Origin of the sequence: Streptomyces sp. NPDC001380 (assembly GCF_042895785.1) — a bacterium.
Classification (GTDB): Bacteria; Actinomycetota; Actinomycetes; order Streptomycetales; family Streptomycetaceae; genus Peterkaempfera.
Genome location: NZ_JBIAWP010000007.1, coordinates 67,895 through 81,785, shown reverse-complemented (window position 1 = coordinate 81,785; position 13,891 = coordinate 67,895). Strand labels below are relative to the sequence as shown.

The window sequence follows — 13,891 nt, the reverse complement described above, 5'->3', positions numbered from 1 at the left end:
TCGGTCGGGTCTCGTCGGTCGGGTCTCGTCGGTCGGATCTCATCGGTCGGGGCGGCCGGCTCCCGGAGTGTCAGCAGGCCTGCAGGACCAGCGTCTCGACCTCGGCGATGCGGCGGCCGCCCTGGGTGAAGCGCAGCTCGACGCGGAGCTGCGGGCGTCCGTCGCGGTCGCGTTCGGCGGGACCGGAACCCGCGGTGCAGTAGAGCGGGAGGTCGGGTTCGGCGAAGCCGTGGAAGTCGGCGGACCAGCGCACCAGGACGCAGTCGGCCGGCACGAAGCCGCGGGTGCGCGCGGCGTGCAGCAGCGCGGTCTGGCGTCCGGCCTCCAGCAGCACCACCGAGGGGACGTGGTCGGGGGCGCCCTCGGTGTAGACCGGGTGGGCGGGGGGGACGCCGATCCGGGCGTGCAGGGTGCCGTCGTCGTCCTGTTCGCAGGGGCCGATGAGGACGTTGGCGGCGTCGGCGCGGCCGACCTCGGCGGGGCGGACGCGCCCGCCGGGCGCCGGGTCGCGGTCGTCGGGGGCGGCTCCGGCCCTGCTGAGGCTGCGGCCGCGGGCGCGGTGGTTCTCGTAGACGCGGGGCATCAGGAAGACCATGCGGGCGGTCGCGGTGCCGGCGGCCTCGCCGTCGATCTGGAGGGCGGCACGGCACTCCAGGCCGTGGGGGACGCCGCCGACGACGTCGACGGGCTTCAGGTCGAGGTCCAGGTCGAGGTGGGCGGGGCGCAGGGGGCGGGGCCGGACCCAGGCGTCGGCGGGGGCGGCCTCGATCCCGGTGGTGGAGAAGACCGCGGGGCGTCCGGCCGGCACGCGGAAGTACCGGTGGGCGACGAAGAGCGCGGCGCGGCGCAGCGCCTCCGTCGGGGCGTGCAGGTCGTGGTGCCGCCCGGCTCCGTCGGTCCAGAGCGGATGGACCTCGGGCAGTTCCAGGGAGAGGCCGAACTGCTGGGGGACGGCGGGGGTGCTGCCGTTCATCAGGCCCTCGAGCGTGTCGGGCCGGTGGACCAGGTGGTATCCGAACCCGGAAGCCGGGGCGGGACGGGTCTGCATCTAGGGGGTCCCTTCTCGGTCGGCGTCCTCGAGGGGGCCGGACGCGGCGCGGTGGTAGGCGGCGAGGACCAGTTGCCAGACGGTCTGCAGCTGCTCGTCGTCGAGCGGCCCGTAGACCAGGACGGAGCCGTCGGGCTCCGCGTGGACGCCCCAGCCGGTGGCGACGACCTCGTCGGCCAGGGCGGGCGGCAGCACCAGGTGCTGGCTGCCGTCGTAGAAGGGGTGGGCGTGCCCGAACTCGGTCCCGTCGAGGAAGACCTCGGCCGGCCCGCGGGCGAGGGCCGGGGAGAGCAGGTAGGCGCAGGTCCCCGGCACGCACAGGGCCGAGGGGCCGAGGAGCACGCCGGGGAGCCGGGCGGCGAGCGTGAGCAGGCTGCGCTGGAGGCCCACGGGGGCAGTCTGGGTGACCTGTTCGACGCGGCCGCGGGTGGAGACCAGCGGAGGCCGTCCGTGACGCGGGGGGAGCCGGATCGCTGATTCCATGCCTGGAGTCTGCGGGGGGCCGTTACCGCTGCGGTCCCGATCCGTTCCCGCTCCTGCGGACGGGCACGGGCGCACGACGGGAACAGGCGATCGAAGGATGGAGCTCGTCCGGAACCACCCCGTGAACACGCTCCCCAGAAGGATGATCCGACATGATCCGTAAGGCAGCCGCGGCCCTGGGCACCATCCTCCTCGGACTGGCCGTCTGGGGTTCGCTCCCCGGCGCCGGAACCGCCCTCGCCGACGACCACATGTCCCCCGAGGTGGTCACCGTCGGCCGATGACGGACCGTCAGCGCATGCGGACGTGCCCCACGGGGACACCCATGGAGCTGAACAGCTCCCGGGCCCGGCGGCCCATCTGCTCGGCCAGCTCCCGGCCCCCGCTGCGCTCCGCCGACTCGGCGATCCCCTGCATGGCCTCCGCGAGGCCGATCCGGTAGCCGATGCGCTGCGCCTTGTTGTAGGCCGTCCGGCTGTTGTGCAGCGCCTCCGCGTACTCCCCGCGGCTGTGGTGCGCGGCGCCCAGGACGTTGTGCAGCCGGACCGCCATGGACGGGCCCGTCTCCGCCCACAGGGAGTCGCGGACCACGGCCTCCCAGCGCTTCGCCTCCCCGCGGCTGCCGCGCAGCAGCTGCAACTGGGTGAACCGGGACGCCACCAGCGCCGTGTAGGTGCGGGTGCGCCGGCTCTGCGCCAGGTTCCAGGCCGCTTCCAGGTGCTCGACCGCTCCGTCCGGGTCGCCGCATCCCACGCGGGAGTTGGCCAGGTTCACCAGCGCCAGCGTCTCGCCCTGCAGCTCGCCCAGCTCCCGGTAGAGCTCGATCGCCTGCCGGGCGCTGTCCGCCGAATCCTGGTACCGGCCCAGGTAGCCGGCGGCGGAGCTGATGCTCACCAGGGTGGCGGCCTGCTCGCGCACCGCGCCGCTGCGCCGGGTGAGCTCGAGGGCCTCGTCCAGCTGGGCGAGGCCCTCGGCGTAGTCGCCGAGGTAGTTGTGGAAGGTGCCGATCCGGCGCAGGCAGGCCGCCTGCATCGCCGGGTCGCCCAGCTCCCGGGCCAGTTCCAGGGCCCGGTCCGCATGGCGCAGCCCCTCCTGGAACCGGCCCAGGTTCCACAGCGCCACCGACAGGTTGGAGGTGACCAGCCGCAGCACCACCGGGTCGCCCAGGTCCTCGGCGGCCTGCGCGGCGATCTCGGCCACCTCCAGGCTCTCCTCCAGGTAGCCGTACAGCTGGAGGAACTCGCTGAGGTAGCGCGGCATCACGGCCGCGTGCCAGTGCAGTCCCGACTTCCGCGCCTGGCGGAGGCCGGCGATCACGTTGCCGAACTCGCGGGCCAGCCAGCCGCGGGCGGCCTCCGCGTCGGGCAGGTCGGGCCCCGGCGCGTGCTGCGGGTCCGGCCCGTCCGCGCGGACCATCGCGGCCTTGCCGGGGTAGAGGCGCTCGGAGGCGCGGCTGAGGGTGTGGTGGTAGTGGTCGAGCAGCCGCTCCACCGCCCGGGACGCGGCGCCGGGGCCCCCTTCCGCAGCGCCGGCCGTGGCGCCGTCCGCCCCCGCCTCGACGGAGCGGGCGTAGGCGCGGACCAGGTCGTGGAAGCTGTAGCGGCCCTCGGTGGGCTGGCGCAGCAGGTTGACGTCGACGAGCTGCTCCAGCTGGTCGGCCGCCTCGTCCGGGCTGACGCCGACGAGCGCGGCGGCCGCGTGCACGTCGAAGTCGTAACCGGGGAAGCAGCCCAGCATCCGGAAGGTGAAGCGCAGTTCGGGGCCCATGGCCAGGTAGGAGAGGCTGGTGCCGGCCTCGACGCTCCGGCTGCCGCCGCGCAGTTCGCGCAGCCGCCGGGTCTCGGTGCCGAGGCGGTCCACCATGTGCTGGAGCGACCAGCCAGGCCGGTCCACCAGCCGGCCGGCGCAGATGCGCAGGGCCAGCGGCAGGCGTCCGCAGAGGTCGATCAGCTCGTCCACGGCCCGCGGCTCGGCGGCCACCCGCTCCTCGCCGAGGGCCCGGACGAGCAGCTGTCTGCTGTCGTCCGGGGACATCACGTCCACCGGGACGACCTGGGCGCCGTCGAGCTCGCTGAGCCGGACGCGGCTGGTGATCAGCACCAGCGAGCCGGGAGCGGCGGGGAGCAGCGGCTGCACCTGCTCGGCGCTGCAGGCGTTGTCCAGGAGGACCAGAAGCCTGCGGTTGGCGGTGGTGACCCGCCACAGCGAGATCCGCGCCAGCAGGCCGTCCGGGATCCGCTCGCCGGGGACGCCCACGGTCCGCAGCAGCACGTCCAGCGCGACGGAGGGGTCGAGCGGGAGCTGCCCCGGGGTGAACCCGCCGAGGTCGATCCAGAGCTGGCCGTCCGGGTAGTGGGCGGACACGGCGTGGGCGGTGCGCACGGCCAGGGTGGTCTTGCCGCAGCCGCCCATCCCCTCCAGGGAGATGATCTTCACCCGGGCGCCGGGCGCGGCCATGTCGATCAGCCGCTCCCGCTCGTCCCCGCGGCCGGTGAAGTCGGGCAGGTCGTACGGGAGCGAGCACGGCGCCTCGGAGCTGTGCACGGCCGGGCGGGCCGCCGGGACGAGGGGGGCCGCCGGCGCGGGAGGGACCGGGGACGGGGAGGCGAACAGGTCCGGACTGGCCCGGAGGATGTCGCCGTGCAGGCGCTCGAGCTCGGGACCCGGGTCGATGCCCAGCTCCTCCCCCAGCAGGTCGCGGATCCGGCGGTACTCCTCCAGCGCCTCGGCCTGCCGGGCGGCCCGGTAGAGGGCGCGCATCAGCAGACCGCGCAGCCGCTCGCGCAGCGGGTGCTCGGCGACCAGCCGCCGCAGCTCGCCGATCAGGTCCGCACCGGCACCCAGCTCGAGCCGCAGGACCGCCAGCTCCTCGCAGGCCGCGAGCCGCAGCTCCTCCAGCTCGGCGACGGCCGCGGCCAGCACGGGCCCGCCGGCGCCGCCGAGCACGGGCCCGCGCCACAGGTCCAGGCCGGCCCGCAGCTGCTCGGCGGCGTTCTCCCGGAGTCCGGCCGCTGCGGCCTCGCGGGCCCGGCGCAGGCGGACGTGGAACAGGCTGAGGTCCAACTGCTCCTCGCCCAGGGCGAGCCGGTAGCCCGCCCCCTCGGTGAGCAGCACCTCCGGGCCGTCCGGGATGCGCCGGCGCAGGTCGCCCGCCATCTTCCGGATCTGGTGCGCGGCGGTGGCGGGGGGCTCGCCGTCCCAGACGGCGTCCACCAGGCGCGGAACGGGGACGACCCGGTTGACCGCGAGCGCCAGGGTCACGAGCAGGCGTTCCTGCTGCGGGCCGCCGAGAGGAAGCCTGCCGCCCGCGGACCGGCACTCCAGTGGGCCGAGTACGCAGAGCGAGATTCCGGACTCCGCGCATTCCCCATCGATGCCTGCCATGAGCGGCGCCTCCCGAATCCCCCGTGTGCCGCGGCCAGCCGGGGTGAAGGCTACAGCCCGCACACGACCGGCTTCAATCGTGTGACCGACATGTGACCGTGAACGGGCGAGGGTTCGATTGCGGTTCTGTCCGGGCCCGCATTCACGGGTCCTGCCGCGATGGGCACGGGGTGGCCGCAACGGCCGCTGAGCTGCGCGATCGGGGCGGCGGGGCGGCGGGGCGGGGCGCCTCCCGGTCTTCGCACCGGACGGACCGTTTTCCGGGGCGGCGGCCCGGGGTCCGGTTCCGGCCGGGGTGATGTCCGGTGTGCCTATCGGAAGAAGGGACCGGACGGAGAACGTCCCGGCCCTCTCCATTCGGCACGGATGTCCGCGCCGCATCAATCGCCCTGCACTCCCCAAACGTGCAATTCCGGGTCAGAATCGCTGCGAGGCCCAGAAAGGGAGGTCCACCTCCCGGAGGCGGACGCGCGGGGCGCGCTCCCCGGGACCGGGGAGGTGGAGGGCCACGGCGCCGCCGTGGGTGGCCGCGGTCGGGATCTCGGCGAAGGACCAGTCCTCCGGCGTGTCGTCGGCCGCCCGGCCGGCCGGCGTCCCGTAGGCGGGGCCGGGGCCCACGCAGAAGCTGTCCAGTTCCGCCCAGAGGCCGTCCCCGGTGCCCTTGAGGTAGGCCTCCTTGCGCACGAAGCAGTGCAGGAACGCCCGCGCCCGGTGCTGCTCCGGCAGGGCGAGGATGGCCTCCTGCTCGACGGGGTGCAGCAGCGGCACCAGGTCCGTGCCCGGCACCGAGGCCAGCGTCTCGACGTCCGCGCCGACGGGCGTGGACGCGAAGGCGCAGACGGCCAGGCCGGCCGTGTGCGAGAGCGAGAAGTGCAGCGGCGGCCGCGCGGTCACCACGGGCCGGCCGTGCCGCCGGCCGCAGCCGCGGCAGTTGGCGTGCTCGACGGGCACGCGCTCGGGTGCGCAGCCCAGGTACGCGCCGAGGAGCAGCCGGAGGGCGACGTGGGAGGCCAGGAGCGAGGCACGGCCCTCCTCGTCCCCGCAGCGGGAGACCCGCTCCCGCTCGCCCGGGTCCAGCACGTGGGCCAGTTCCGCGGCCGCGCGCACCTGCTCCGGGGCGGCGTGCAGCACCCACACCTCGACGCTGCCCCGGCGCGGACGGTGGCCGGGTGACGGCAGATCGGTACCGGCGGACGGTGCTCCTCGGCGTCGGGCGCTGGTGTGCACGGTCACCTCCTGGGTCGGCGGATGCGGGCCAGCGTGGACGCGGGCGCTAAAGCCCCGTTTGGGGCGCCGCGCTCCCGGGGGTGCCGGGTTTAGGCGAACACAAAGGTGGGGCCGCATGCTCGCGGGGACGACGCGCCAGCGAACCGGGGGGCCGGGCCCCCCGGGAAGGGAGGGTTCTGTGACAGCACGTCGAACGGGCGCCGACCGGCCGGAGGTGCGCCTGCGCACCCGCGTGGTGCACGGGCACCGGCGGGCGTTCCGGATGGCCGGGCGCGGCTCCGCGGTGCTCCTGATCCACGGCATCGGGGACTCCTCGTCCACCTGGGCGCCGGTCATCCCGGGCCTGGCCCGGCACCACCGGGTCATCGCCCCCGACCTGCTCGGGCACGGGGCCTCCGACCGCCCCCGGGCGGACTACTCCGTCGGCGCGTACGCCAACGGCATGCGCGACCTGCTCTCCGTCCTCGGCATCGAACGCGCCACCCTGGTCGGGCACTCCCTCGGCGGCGCCGTGGCCATGCAGTTCGCCTACCAGTTCCCGGAGCGCTGCGAGCGCCTGGTCCTGGTCGGCACCGGCGGGGTGGGCCGGGAGGTGACCCCGCTGCTGCGGGCCGCGTCGCTGCCCGGCGCCGAGCTGGTGCTCGCCGCGCTCCGGCTGCCCACGGCCAGGCTCCAGATGCGGTTGCTGACCAAGGCGCTGCAGCTCCTCGACACCGGCCTCGGCGTGGACGCCGCGGACCTGCTGCGGGTCGTCGACGCCCTGCCGGACGCCGCCGCCCGCAGCGCCTTCATCCGCACCCTGCGCACGGTGGTCGACTACCGGGGCCAGGTCGGCACGCTGCTCGACCGGTGCTACCTGACGCAGGGCATGCCCACCATGCTCGTCTGGGGGGAGCGGGACCAGGTGATCCCCTCGGTCCACGCCGGCATCGCGCACGTCTCCATGCCCGGCAGCCGGCTCGAGCTCTTCGAGGACGCCGGGCACTTCCCCTTCCACACCGATCCCCAGCGGTTCATCCGCACCGTCCGCGACTTCATCGACACCACGGAGCCCGCCGGCTACGCCCCTGAGGAGTGGCGCAGCATGCTGCGCGGGCGCCGACCCGATCCGCGGGCCCTCAAGCTCGCCGGAACCCTCGCGAGGTCCGCATGACCAGATACCTCCAGGCCGCAGCCGTGCGCGACGCACGGCTGCGGCTGTTCTGCTTCCCCTACGCCGGCGGCGGCGCCTCCACCTACGCGGGCTGGCAGCGCCGCCTGGGCGACAGGGTGCAGGTGCTGCCCGTCCAGCTGCCCGGACGTGAGGGCCGCTCCGGGGAGCCTCGCTTCACCGACCTGGACGCGCTGGTGCGCGACCTGGACCGGGCCCTGGCGGACGAGCTCGACGTCCCGCACATCCTGCTGGGCCACAGCATGGGTGCGCTCATCGCCTACGCCCTGGCCCGGCACCGGGCCCGGCTGGGCGAGCGGCTCCCCGAGGCGCTGGTGCTCAGCGCCTACCGCGCCCCGCACCTGCCCGCCCCCGAGCTGGCCCCGCCGGACGCCGACGACGACGCGCTGGTGCACTCCCTGGTCGGCCTGGGCGGCATCCCGAAGATCCTGCTGGACCACCCGGAGTGGCTCTCCGCCCTGCTCCCGGTGGCCCGCGACGACCTCCTGATGTGCTCGGGCCCGGGGCCCTCCGGCAAGGAGCCGCTGCCGGTCCCGATCCAGGCCTACGCCGGCTCCGGCGACCAGCTGGTCTCCCCCGCCCAGGTCGCCGAGTGGGTGGACTACTCGCAGTGCGGCTTCTCCATGCGCACGCTCCCCGGCGGGCACTTCTTCCTGCGTGAGCAGGAGGACGTCTTCCTGTCCGACCTGGCCCACTCGCTGGACACGGTGGTCGGCCTCTACCACTGATCCTCCCCGGGCGCACGAAGGGGGGCGGTGGCCGCAACGGCCACCGCCCCCCTTCGTGCGCCGGGCCCGCGTCAGCCGAGCATGTCGGCGGACTGCGGGCGCTTCAGGCCCCGGAAGCCCACCAGGCCGTTGACGATGCTGAGGGCCAGCATCACGACCAGGCCGAGGAAGGCGGCCCGCAGGCCGTGGACGAGGGCCGTCTGCGCCGACGCGCCGTGCGCCAGCTCGTGGGTCATCCTGCTGTTGAGCAGGGTCACCGAGACCGCGATGCCGAAGGCCGCGCCGATCTGGGTGGAGGCGTTGAGCAGCGCCGAGGTGGTGCCGGCGTCCTCCTCGGTGGCGTCCGCCGTACCGACCACCGGGGTGGCGATCAGGCAGAACACCAGGCCGGCGCCGAAGAGCGCGGACAGCGGCAGCATGAAGGAGACGTAGGAGGCGTGCATCGGGATGCCGACGGCCACCCCGATCACCCCGGCCAGGAAGGCCGTGCCGAGCAGGTACATCGCCCGCGGGCCGATCCTGCCGACGAGCTGGGAGGCGACCGGGGCCAGCAGCATCAGGCCGATGCTGGTGGGCAGCCAGGCCAGGCCGGTCCGCAGCGGGCTGTAGCCGCTGACGTCCTGCAGGTAGAGCGGGATCAGGAAGAACAGCGGCATCATGAAGGCCGCGGTGAGGAACTCGCCCAGGGAGCCGGCCACCACCGTGCGGGAGCGGAACAGGCGCAGCGGCAGCAGCGGGGCCGCCGAACGGCTCTCCACCACCAGGAACGCCGAGAGCAGCACGACCGCGCCGGCGAACGAGCCGAGGGTCTGCCCGGCGGTCCAGCCGTGCGTGCTGGAGGTGACGATGCCGTAGACGAGCAGCACCAGGCCGCCGGTCGCGGTGAGCGCACCCAGGGTGTCGGTGGCCTCGCGCACGGCGCTGCGGACGGAGCGGCCCACCAGGGCGATCGCGCCGGCGGCCACGACCACGCCGACCGGGACGTTGATCCAGAACGCCCAGCGCCAGTCGGAGTTGCCGATGGCGCCGCCGATGATGGTGCCGACGCTCGCGCCGACGCCGATCACCGAGCCCCACACGCCGAAGGCCTTGGCCCGCTCGGCCGGGTCGGTGAACGTGGTCACCAGGATGGACAGGGAGGCCGGCGAGAGTGCCGCGGCCGCGATGCCCTGGACCGCGCGGGCGGTCAGCAGCTGCCCCTCGGTGTGGGCGAGGCCCGCCGCCAGCGAGGCGAGGGTGAACAGCACCAGGCCGCCCAGGAAGACCTGCTTGCGGCCGACCACGTCGGCCAGCCGGCCGCCGAGCAGCAGCAGGCCGCCGAAGAGCAGCACGTAGATGTTCATCACCCACTGCAGCCCGGGTGTGGTCAGGTGGATGGCGTGCTGGAGCTGCGGACCCATCACGTTCACCACCGAGGCGTCGATGGCGATGATGAACTGCGCGAACGAGATGACGACCAGCACCCACCAGCGGCGCGGGTCGGCGGCGGCCACCGGTGCGGGGTCCAGCACCGGGAGCTCGGCGGGCGCGAGCCGCGCCTCGGTCGAATCGGTGGTCATTCCTTCTCCTTGGTCGTCCTGTTGGCCTGCCGGACTGTCGGCGGGGAACCGGCTACCGGAACGGTAGGGACCGGCTCCTAAGCGGCACTAAAACGGCGGATCCCGACCGCGGACGGGGGACACCGCGGTCGGGACCGGTCTGGGGGGGGTGGCGCGTCGTGCGGACCTCGGGACGTCCGGTCAGGCGGCCAGCAGCTGGTAGATGCCGCGCAGGTTGCGCTCCGCCAGCAGTCTGCCCAGGGGGGCGCGCCTGCCGGTGTGCTTCTCCACGGCGGCCACCAGTCTGAGCAGGTGGATGGAGTCCCAGGCCACGACCCGGTCGAAGTCGTCCGTCAGGTCGGACTCGACCAGGGGCAGGGCCAGTTCGTCCTTGACGAGCTGCAGGAAGGCGGTCTCGGTGAGCATCCGGGCCTCTCAGAAGTCGGTGTGGAGCTGAAGGTGGGCGGGGGCGTCGACGGGCCGGTCCAGCGGGTGGCGGAAGGCCAGCCCGGACTCGTCGCCGCCGGCCGGCTCGAAGCCGACGGAGGGCCAGAAGTCGCGGACCCGGTGGTTCTTCCTGGTGGGCCGGTAGGCGGCGGTGACACCGGCCAGCCCCTGGGCGCGGGCGTGTGCGAGCACCGCGGCGACCGTGGCCTGCTCGATGCCGCGGGCGAAGACCCGGCAGCTCAGCAGCAGGTTGTCGATGTGCAGCAGGTCGCCCTCGCGGTGGGCGAAGAGGACCCCGACGACGCCGTTGTCGCCGAACCGGTCGCCGGAGCGGACGGAGAGCGCCAGGCGGTCCGGGTCCTCGGCCCAGGCGCGCACCTCGTCCGGCTGCAGCCGCTCCGTCGTGAGGTTGAACTGGTTGGTGCGCAGCGTGAGCTGGGCGACCCGGGCGAGGTCGACCTCTCCGACGGCGGCGACCCGGACGCGGACCTGGAGGTGCTCCAGGTAGTCCTCGTACGACCCGCTGCTGTCCAGCAGGTCCTGGCGCTCGGACTCCACCCGGTACAGTGCGGCGCGGTCGCGGTCCTCCGCGGTCAGCTCCCGGACGTCGAACCAGCCGTCCGCCAGCAGCTTCTCGACGTGCAGGGCCGGCTCCTCGTCGAGCCGGACCACGGCCACCTCCGGCAGGCCGGACGCCACCAGGCCGGTCTCGAAGGGGGAGTCGTCGGCGAAGACGAAGCTGTCCACGCCCAGGTTGAGCTTGGCCGCGATGTCCCGCAGGTTGGCGTCCTTGGGCTCCCAGTTGGCGTTGACCCGGACGAAGTCGGTGTCGCGCAGCACCATGTCGGGGTGGGTGCGCAGCACCTCCAGCACCGGCTCCTGGTCGTTCTTGGAGGAGACGGCCAGCAGCACGCCCTGGGAGCCGATCTGGCGTGCCAGCCGCTGGAAGGCGCCGAAGGCCTCGCCGCGGAAGGTGGTCGCGGCGGCGATGCCCTCCGGGCCGTCGTCGCCGAGGACGCCGTCCCACAGGGTGTTGTCCAGGTCGAGGACCAGGACCTTCTTGGCCCTGCCGCGCAGGGAGCGGCCGAGGTGGCCGACCTCGCGGGCGAGGCGGGAGAGCAGCTCCTCGCCGAGGTGCGCCTTGGCGTAGGCCGACATGCGGGGGTCGGCGAGCGGGCCGCCCTGGGCCACCAGCGGCTCGGTGTCGACCACCACGACCCGGTCGTGGGCCTGCGCCAGCCTGAGCAGGCCGATGTTGAACTCCCGCCAGGCGACCGAGACCTCGGTGCGCGAGCGCAGGTCGACCAGCTGCTGGAGCAGCGTGCGCGGCAGCGGCAGGGTGTTCAGCACCACGGTGGCCGAGGAGGTGCGCTGCAGGTAGCCCTCCAGCAGCGTGGTGAGCTGGGCCAGCTTGGCCCGGGCGGTGGCGGCCAGGTCCTCCGACCGCCAGACGCCCGGGAGCTCGTCGGTGACGGTCTGCGGGTCGAGCAGCACCACGGCGAGGTCCAGTCCCTCCTCGTGGAGCGGACTGCCGGGGTCCTGCAGCTCGCGCACCCAGCCGTCGAAGTCGCCCAGCACGAGGCGGGTCAGGAATCCGTGGCGGGCGAGTTCGGCGTGCAGGGCGGGGGCGATGCCGCCGACGGTGCCGTGCCCGGCCACCGCCACCCGCAGCACCGGGGTGTCCGGGCGTGCGGCGAGGACGGCGGCCGGGTCGAGGCGGGCGAGCAGCTGGCCCGCCCGGGACAGGTCGGCGGCGGACTGCTCGCCCCGGGCCAGCTCCGCGAGCAGCGGGGCGACGCCCGGGTACTCCTCGGCCAGCCGGCCCTCGCTCTGCCAAGCGCGCAGTCGGTCCAGCGGACTCTGGATGACGGTGGACATGCCGTGCTCTCCTTTCCTGGCAGAAGAATCGACGGGGGTCAGGCCTGCGGGGCCCAGGAGGGGACCTCGAGCATCTCCATGACGAAGGCGGTCCAGATGAACCCGGTGCCGACGCCGATGGTGAGCACCTTGTCGCCGGGCCTGAGCGGGGCCGTCTCCACCAGGTGGTTGAGGTTGACGATGTGGTCGGCCGCGCCCATGTGGCCGAAGTCGCGGCCCCACGCGTAGACGGTGCGGGAGGGGTCGACGCCCAGCGGGTGGTAGAAGCCCCAGTCCACGATGGTCTGGCCGGTGTTGGCGTGGATGAGGTAGGCCATGTCGTCGATCCCGGCGCCGATCTCGTCGAAGAGCTGGCCGGTGACCGCGTGGAGGCTCTTGGTCATCCTCTCGATGGTCTGCTCGTACAGGTTCTCGCCGGTGGCGAGGAAGTCGCGCTTGCGGGAGCGCAGCGAGACCGTGCGGGACTCGGCGAAGGGCCCGGTGGTCCAGTCGCCGCCGCGGTAGATCGGCTCCAGGGTGGAGTCGGCGTAGGTGGTGCTGGCGAGCACGCGGGCGAAGCCGGTGCGGGTGGAGAGGACGAGCGCGCCCGCACCGTCGCCGAAGACCTGCTGGTCGTCGCTGTTCCAGCGGTCGAAGTAGGGCAGGTGGAAGGAGTCGCCGGCGGTGACCAGCGCGGCGGTGTCGGGCCGTGCGGCCACCCAGGAGGCGGCCAGCTCGAAGCCGACCAGGCCGCCGTTGGAGCCCTGGCGCACCTCGGCGGTGGCCGCGTGGCCGCCGATCGAGTTGTCCTGCACGTAGGAGGCCGGGGTCCAGAACTCCTGCCCCTGGTGGCTGTTGTTGCCGTGGACCACCAGGCCGAACTCCTCCGGCAGGTGGCCGGAGCGCTCGACGGCCTGGCGGGCCGCCGCCGCGGCCATCTGGGCCGGCCCCTCGTCCTCGAGTCTGGCGACCCGGACCTGGCGTATGCCGTTGGCCAGGTGCTCCTCACGGGTGTAGCGGCCGGCGGCGATCGCCTCCTCGGCGGTCTCGACCGCCTCGGGCAGGTAGGCTCCCAGTCCGGCCACGTAGAGACTGTCCCAGCGCATTTCCCACTCCTCCGATTCACGGACCCTTTCCGGACATCCGGAGCATGGCACCGGGAACTAAAGTTCGACTTCAGTGCCGGGCGAGCTGCGCCCAGAGAAGTCCGACGGACCAGGAGCCGAACAGCAGGAATCCCACCAGTCCGCTCCCGAAGTGCCCGTGGCGGACCATCATGACGAGGTACCAGGCGCAGAGCGCGGTGATCAGCACCGCTCCGGCGATGCTCACCTTCGGCGCGAACAGGCCCACCGCCACGAGCAGCGCGCCCAGCGCGTCGACCGCCGCGACCACCAGCATGGCGTTCCGGCTGGAGATCCCGGTGAACTGGGTGAACAGCGGGGCGTTCCGCCCGGTGACCAGGTTCACCGGAGCGAAGGAGAACTCCAGGATCAGCAGGATGGAGAGAATGACGACGACTGCGGTCATGGTTTTCTTTCCGTTCTTCTCGGCGCCGATCGCCTCTGCCGCGGTCAGCACCGGCGGCCGTCCTCGAGCCGGAACCCGTAGCCGAGGGCGCGGTCGATACCGATGTGCGCCCCCCAGGCGAGCCCGGCGACGATCAGCGGCTGGCCGAAGGTGGCGGCGCCGACGGCGATCATGGTGACCGGCAGCATCGGGTGGTGCAGCAGGTTGTAGAGGCGGGCGGCCCTGGGGCTCAGCTGCCCGCGTTCCGGGCCGGCGTGGTCCATGTCGTAGAGGAGCGCGGTGTCGGGGGCGATCAGCGCGGCCCAGAAGGTCCAGGTGGCCGCGCCGCCGAGGGCGGCGCCCAGCGCGAGCGAGCCCAGCCCGACCGCGCCGCTGACCACCCGGCCGACGGGGTGCCGCCAGGTCCAGGCACCCCAGGGCAGCCGGTCCCCGGTGAACGACACCGGCTTGACGAAGTCCTGCATGGTCGTGCGTCTCC

At 73.9% G+C, this 13,891-nt stretch carries 13 protein-coding genes; 3 read left to right on the top strand and 10 right to left on the bottom strand.

Annotation, left to right across the window (positions count from 1 at the left end; translation table 11 throughout):
• Nucleotides 1-70: 70 nt before the first annotated feature.
• The gene (locus tag ACFY07_RS10950) at nucleotides 71-1,048 is read right to left on the bottom strand and encodes an AfsA-related hotdog domain-containing protein (RefSeq protein ID WP_390868372.1); all 978 of its coding nucleotides are present in this window, start codon (nucleotides 1,046-1,048) and stop codon (nucleotides 71-73) included.
• Complete coding sequence (locus ACFY07_RS10945) at nucleotides 1,049-1,531, bottom strand: hypothetical protein (protein ID WP_390868371.1); 483 nt, start codon at nucleotides 1,529-1,531, stop codon at nucleotides 1,049-1,051.
• A gap of 152 nt (nucleotides 1,532-1,683) precedes the next feature.
• On the opposite strand from ACFY07_RS10945, the gene ACFY07_RS10940 reads away from it, so the two are divergent.
• A complete protein-coding gene (locus tag ACFY07_RS10940; RefSeq protein WP_390868370.1) occupies nucleotides 1,684-1,815 on the top strand; it encodes a hypothetical protein in 132 nt (43 codons plus the stop codon).
• A 7-nt stretch (nucleotides 1,816-1,822) separates the two neighbouring features.
• On the opposite strand, the gene ACFY07_RS10935 is transcribed toward ACFY07_RS10940, so the two are convergent.
• On the bottom strand, nucleotides 1,823-4,915 hold the full coding sequence (locus tag ACFY07_RS10935; protein WP_390868369.1) for a BTAD domain-containing putative transcriptional regulator: 3,093 nt from the start codon (nucleotides 4,913-4,915) through the stop codon (nucleotides 1,823-1,825).
• A 417-nt stretch (nucleotides 4,916-5,332) separates the two neighbouring features.
• Nucleotides 5,333-6,142 (bottom strand): 4'-phosphopantetheinyl transferase family protein, encoded by an 810-nt coding sequence (locus ACFY07_RS10930; protein ID WP_390868368.1) that lies wholly within the window; start codon nucleotides 6,140-6,142, stop codon nucleotides 5,333-5,335.
• Nucleotides 6,143-6,257: 115 nt separating this feature from the next.
• Here ACFY07_RS10930 and ACFY07_RS10925 point away from each other — a divergent pair, with 115 nt between their 5' ends.
• Nucleotides 6,258-7,295 carry an alpha/beta fold hydrolase gene (locus ACFY07_RS10925; RefSeq protein ID WP_390868367.1) on the top strand — a complete coding sequence of 346 codons (1,038 nt, stop codon included), beginning with the start codon at nucleotides 6,258-6,260 and terminating at the stop codon, nucleotides 7,293-7,295.
• Complete coding sequence (locus ACFY07_RS10920) at nucleotides 7,292-8,041, top strand: thioesterase II family protein (RefSeq protein ID WP_390868366.1); 750 nt, start codon at nucleotides 7,292-7,294, stop codon at nucleotides 8,039-8,041. Before ACFY07_RS10925 ends, ACFY07_RS10920 begins: the two co-directional genes overlap by 4 nt.
• Before the next feature lie 71 nt (nucleotides 8,042-8,112).
• Here the strand turns inward: ACFY07_RS10920 and ACFY07_RS10915 are convergent, their stop codons facing one another.
• The 6 genes from ACFY07_RS10915 to ACFY07_RS10890 all read right to left on the bottom strand — a co-directional run bounded on the left by ACFY07_RS10915 (nucleotide 8,113) and on the right by ACFY07_RS10890 (nucleotide 13,877).
• Nucleotides 8,113-9,600, bottom strand: coding sequence for an MFS transporter (locus tag ACFY07_RS10915; RefSeq protein WP_390868365.1), 1,488 nt, complete (start codon nucleotides 9,598-9,600; stop codon nucleotides 8,113-8,115).
• 180 nt (nucleotides 9,601-9,780) lie between these two features.
• The gene (locus ACFY07_RS10910) at nucleotides 9,781-10,005 is read right to left on the bottom strand and encodes a phosphopantetheine-binding protein (RefSeq protein ID WP_390868364.1); all 225 of its coding nucleotides are present in this window, start codon (nucleotides 10,003-10,005) and stop codon (nucleotides 9,781-9,783) included.
• A 9-nt stretch (nucleotides 10,006-10,014) separates the two neighbouring features.
• On the bottom strand, nucleotides 10,015-11,904 hold the full coding sequence (locus ACFY07_RS10905) for an HAD-IIIC family phosphatase (RefSeq protein WP_390868363.1): 1,890 nt from the start codon (nucleotides 11,902-11,904) through the stop codon (nucleotides 10,015-10,017).
• A gap of 38 nt (nucleotides 11,905-11,942) precedes the next feature.
• The gene (locus tag ACFY07_RS10900; RefSeq protein WP_390868362.1) at nucleotides 11,943-12,989 is read right to left on the bottom strand and encodes a ketoacyl-ACP synthase III family protein; all 1,047 of its coding nucleotides are present in this window, start codon (nucleotides 12,987-12,989) and stop codon (nucleotides 11,943-11,945) included.
• A 70-nt stretch (nucleotides 12,990-13,059) separates the two neighbouring features.
• Nucleotides 13,060-13,413, bottom strand: a complete 354-nt coding sequence (locus ACFY07_RS10895; RefSeq protein WP_390868361.1) for a hypothetical protein — start codon at nucleotides 13,411-13,413, stop codon at nucleotides 13,060-13,062.
• A gap of 44 nt (nucleotides 13,414-13,457) precedes the next feature.
• Nucleotides 13,458-13,877 carry a DUF4260 family protein gene (locus ACFY07_RS10890; protein ID WP_390868360.1) on the bottom strand — a complete coding sequence of 140 codons (420 nt, stop codon included), beginning with the start codon at nucleotides 13,875-13,877 and terminating at the stop codon, nucleotides 13,458-13,460.
• Nucleotides 13,878-13,891: the final 14 nt, after the last annotated feature.

Coding starts and splice junctions, on each gene's coding strand:
- ACFY07_RS10890 (WP_390868360.1), bottom strand. CDS start 13,877: ATGCAGGACTTCGTCAAGCCGGTGTCGTTCACCGGGGACCGGCTGCCC.
- ACFY07_RS10905 (WP_390868363.1), bottom strand. CDS start 11,904: ATGTCCACCGTCATCCAGAGTCCGCTGGACCGACTGCGCGCTTGGCAG.
- ACFY07_RS10900 (WP_390868362.1), bottom strand. CDS start 12,989: ATGCGCTGGGACAGTCTCTACGTGGCCGGACTGGGAGCCTACCTGCCC.
- ACFY07_RS10935 (WP_390868369.1), bottom strand. CDS start 4,915: ATGGCAGGCATCGATGGGGAATGCGCGGAGTCCGGAATCTCGCTCTGC.
- ACFY07_RS10910 (WP_390868364.1), bottom strand. CDS start 10,005: ATGCTCACCGAGACCGCCTTCCTGCAGCTCGTCAAGGACGAACTGGCC.
- ACFY07_RS10950 (WP_390868372.1), bottom strand. CDS start 1,048: ATGCAGACCCGTCCCGCCCCGGCTTCCGGGTTCGGATACCACCTGGTC.
- ACFY07_RS10940 (WP_390868370.1), top strand. CDS start 1,684: ATGATCCGTAAGGCAGCCGCGGCCCTGGGCACCATCCTCCTCGGACTG.
- ACFY07_RS10915 (WP_390868365.1), bottom strand. CDS start 9,600: ATGACCACCGATTCGACCGAGGCGCGGCTCGCGCCCGCCGAGCTCCCG.
- ACFY07_RS10895 (WP_390868361.1), bottom strand. CDS start 13,413: ATGACCGCAGTCGTCGTCATTCTCTCCATCCTGCTGATCCTGGAGTTC.
- ACFY07_RS10945 (WP_390868371.1), bottom strand. CDS start 1,531: ATGGAATCAGCGATCCGGCTCCCCCCGCGTCACGGACGGCCTCCGCTG.
- ACFY07_RS10920 (WP_390868366.1), top strand. CDS start 7,292: ATGACCAGATACCTCCAGGCCGCAGCCGTGCGCGACGCACGGCTGCGG.
- ACFY07_RS10925 (WP_390868367.1), top strand. CDS start 6,258: ATGCTCGCGGGGACGACGCGCCAGCGAACCGGGGGGCCGGGCCCCCCG.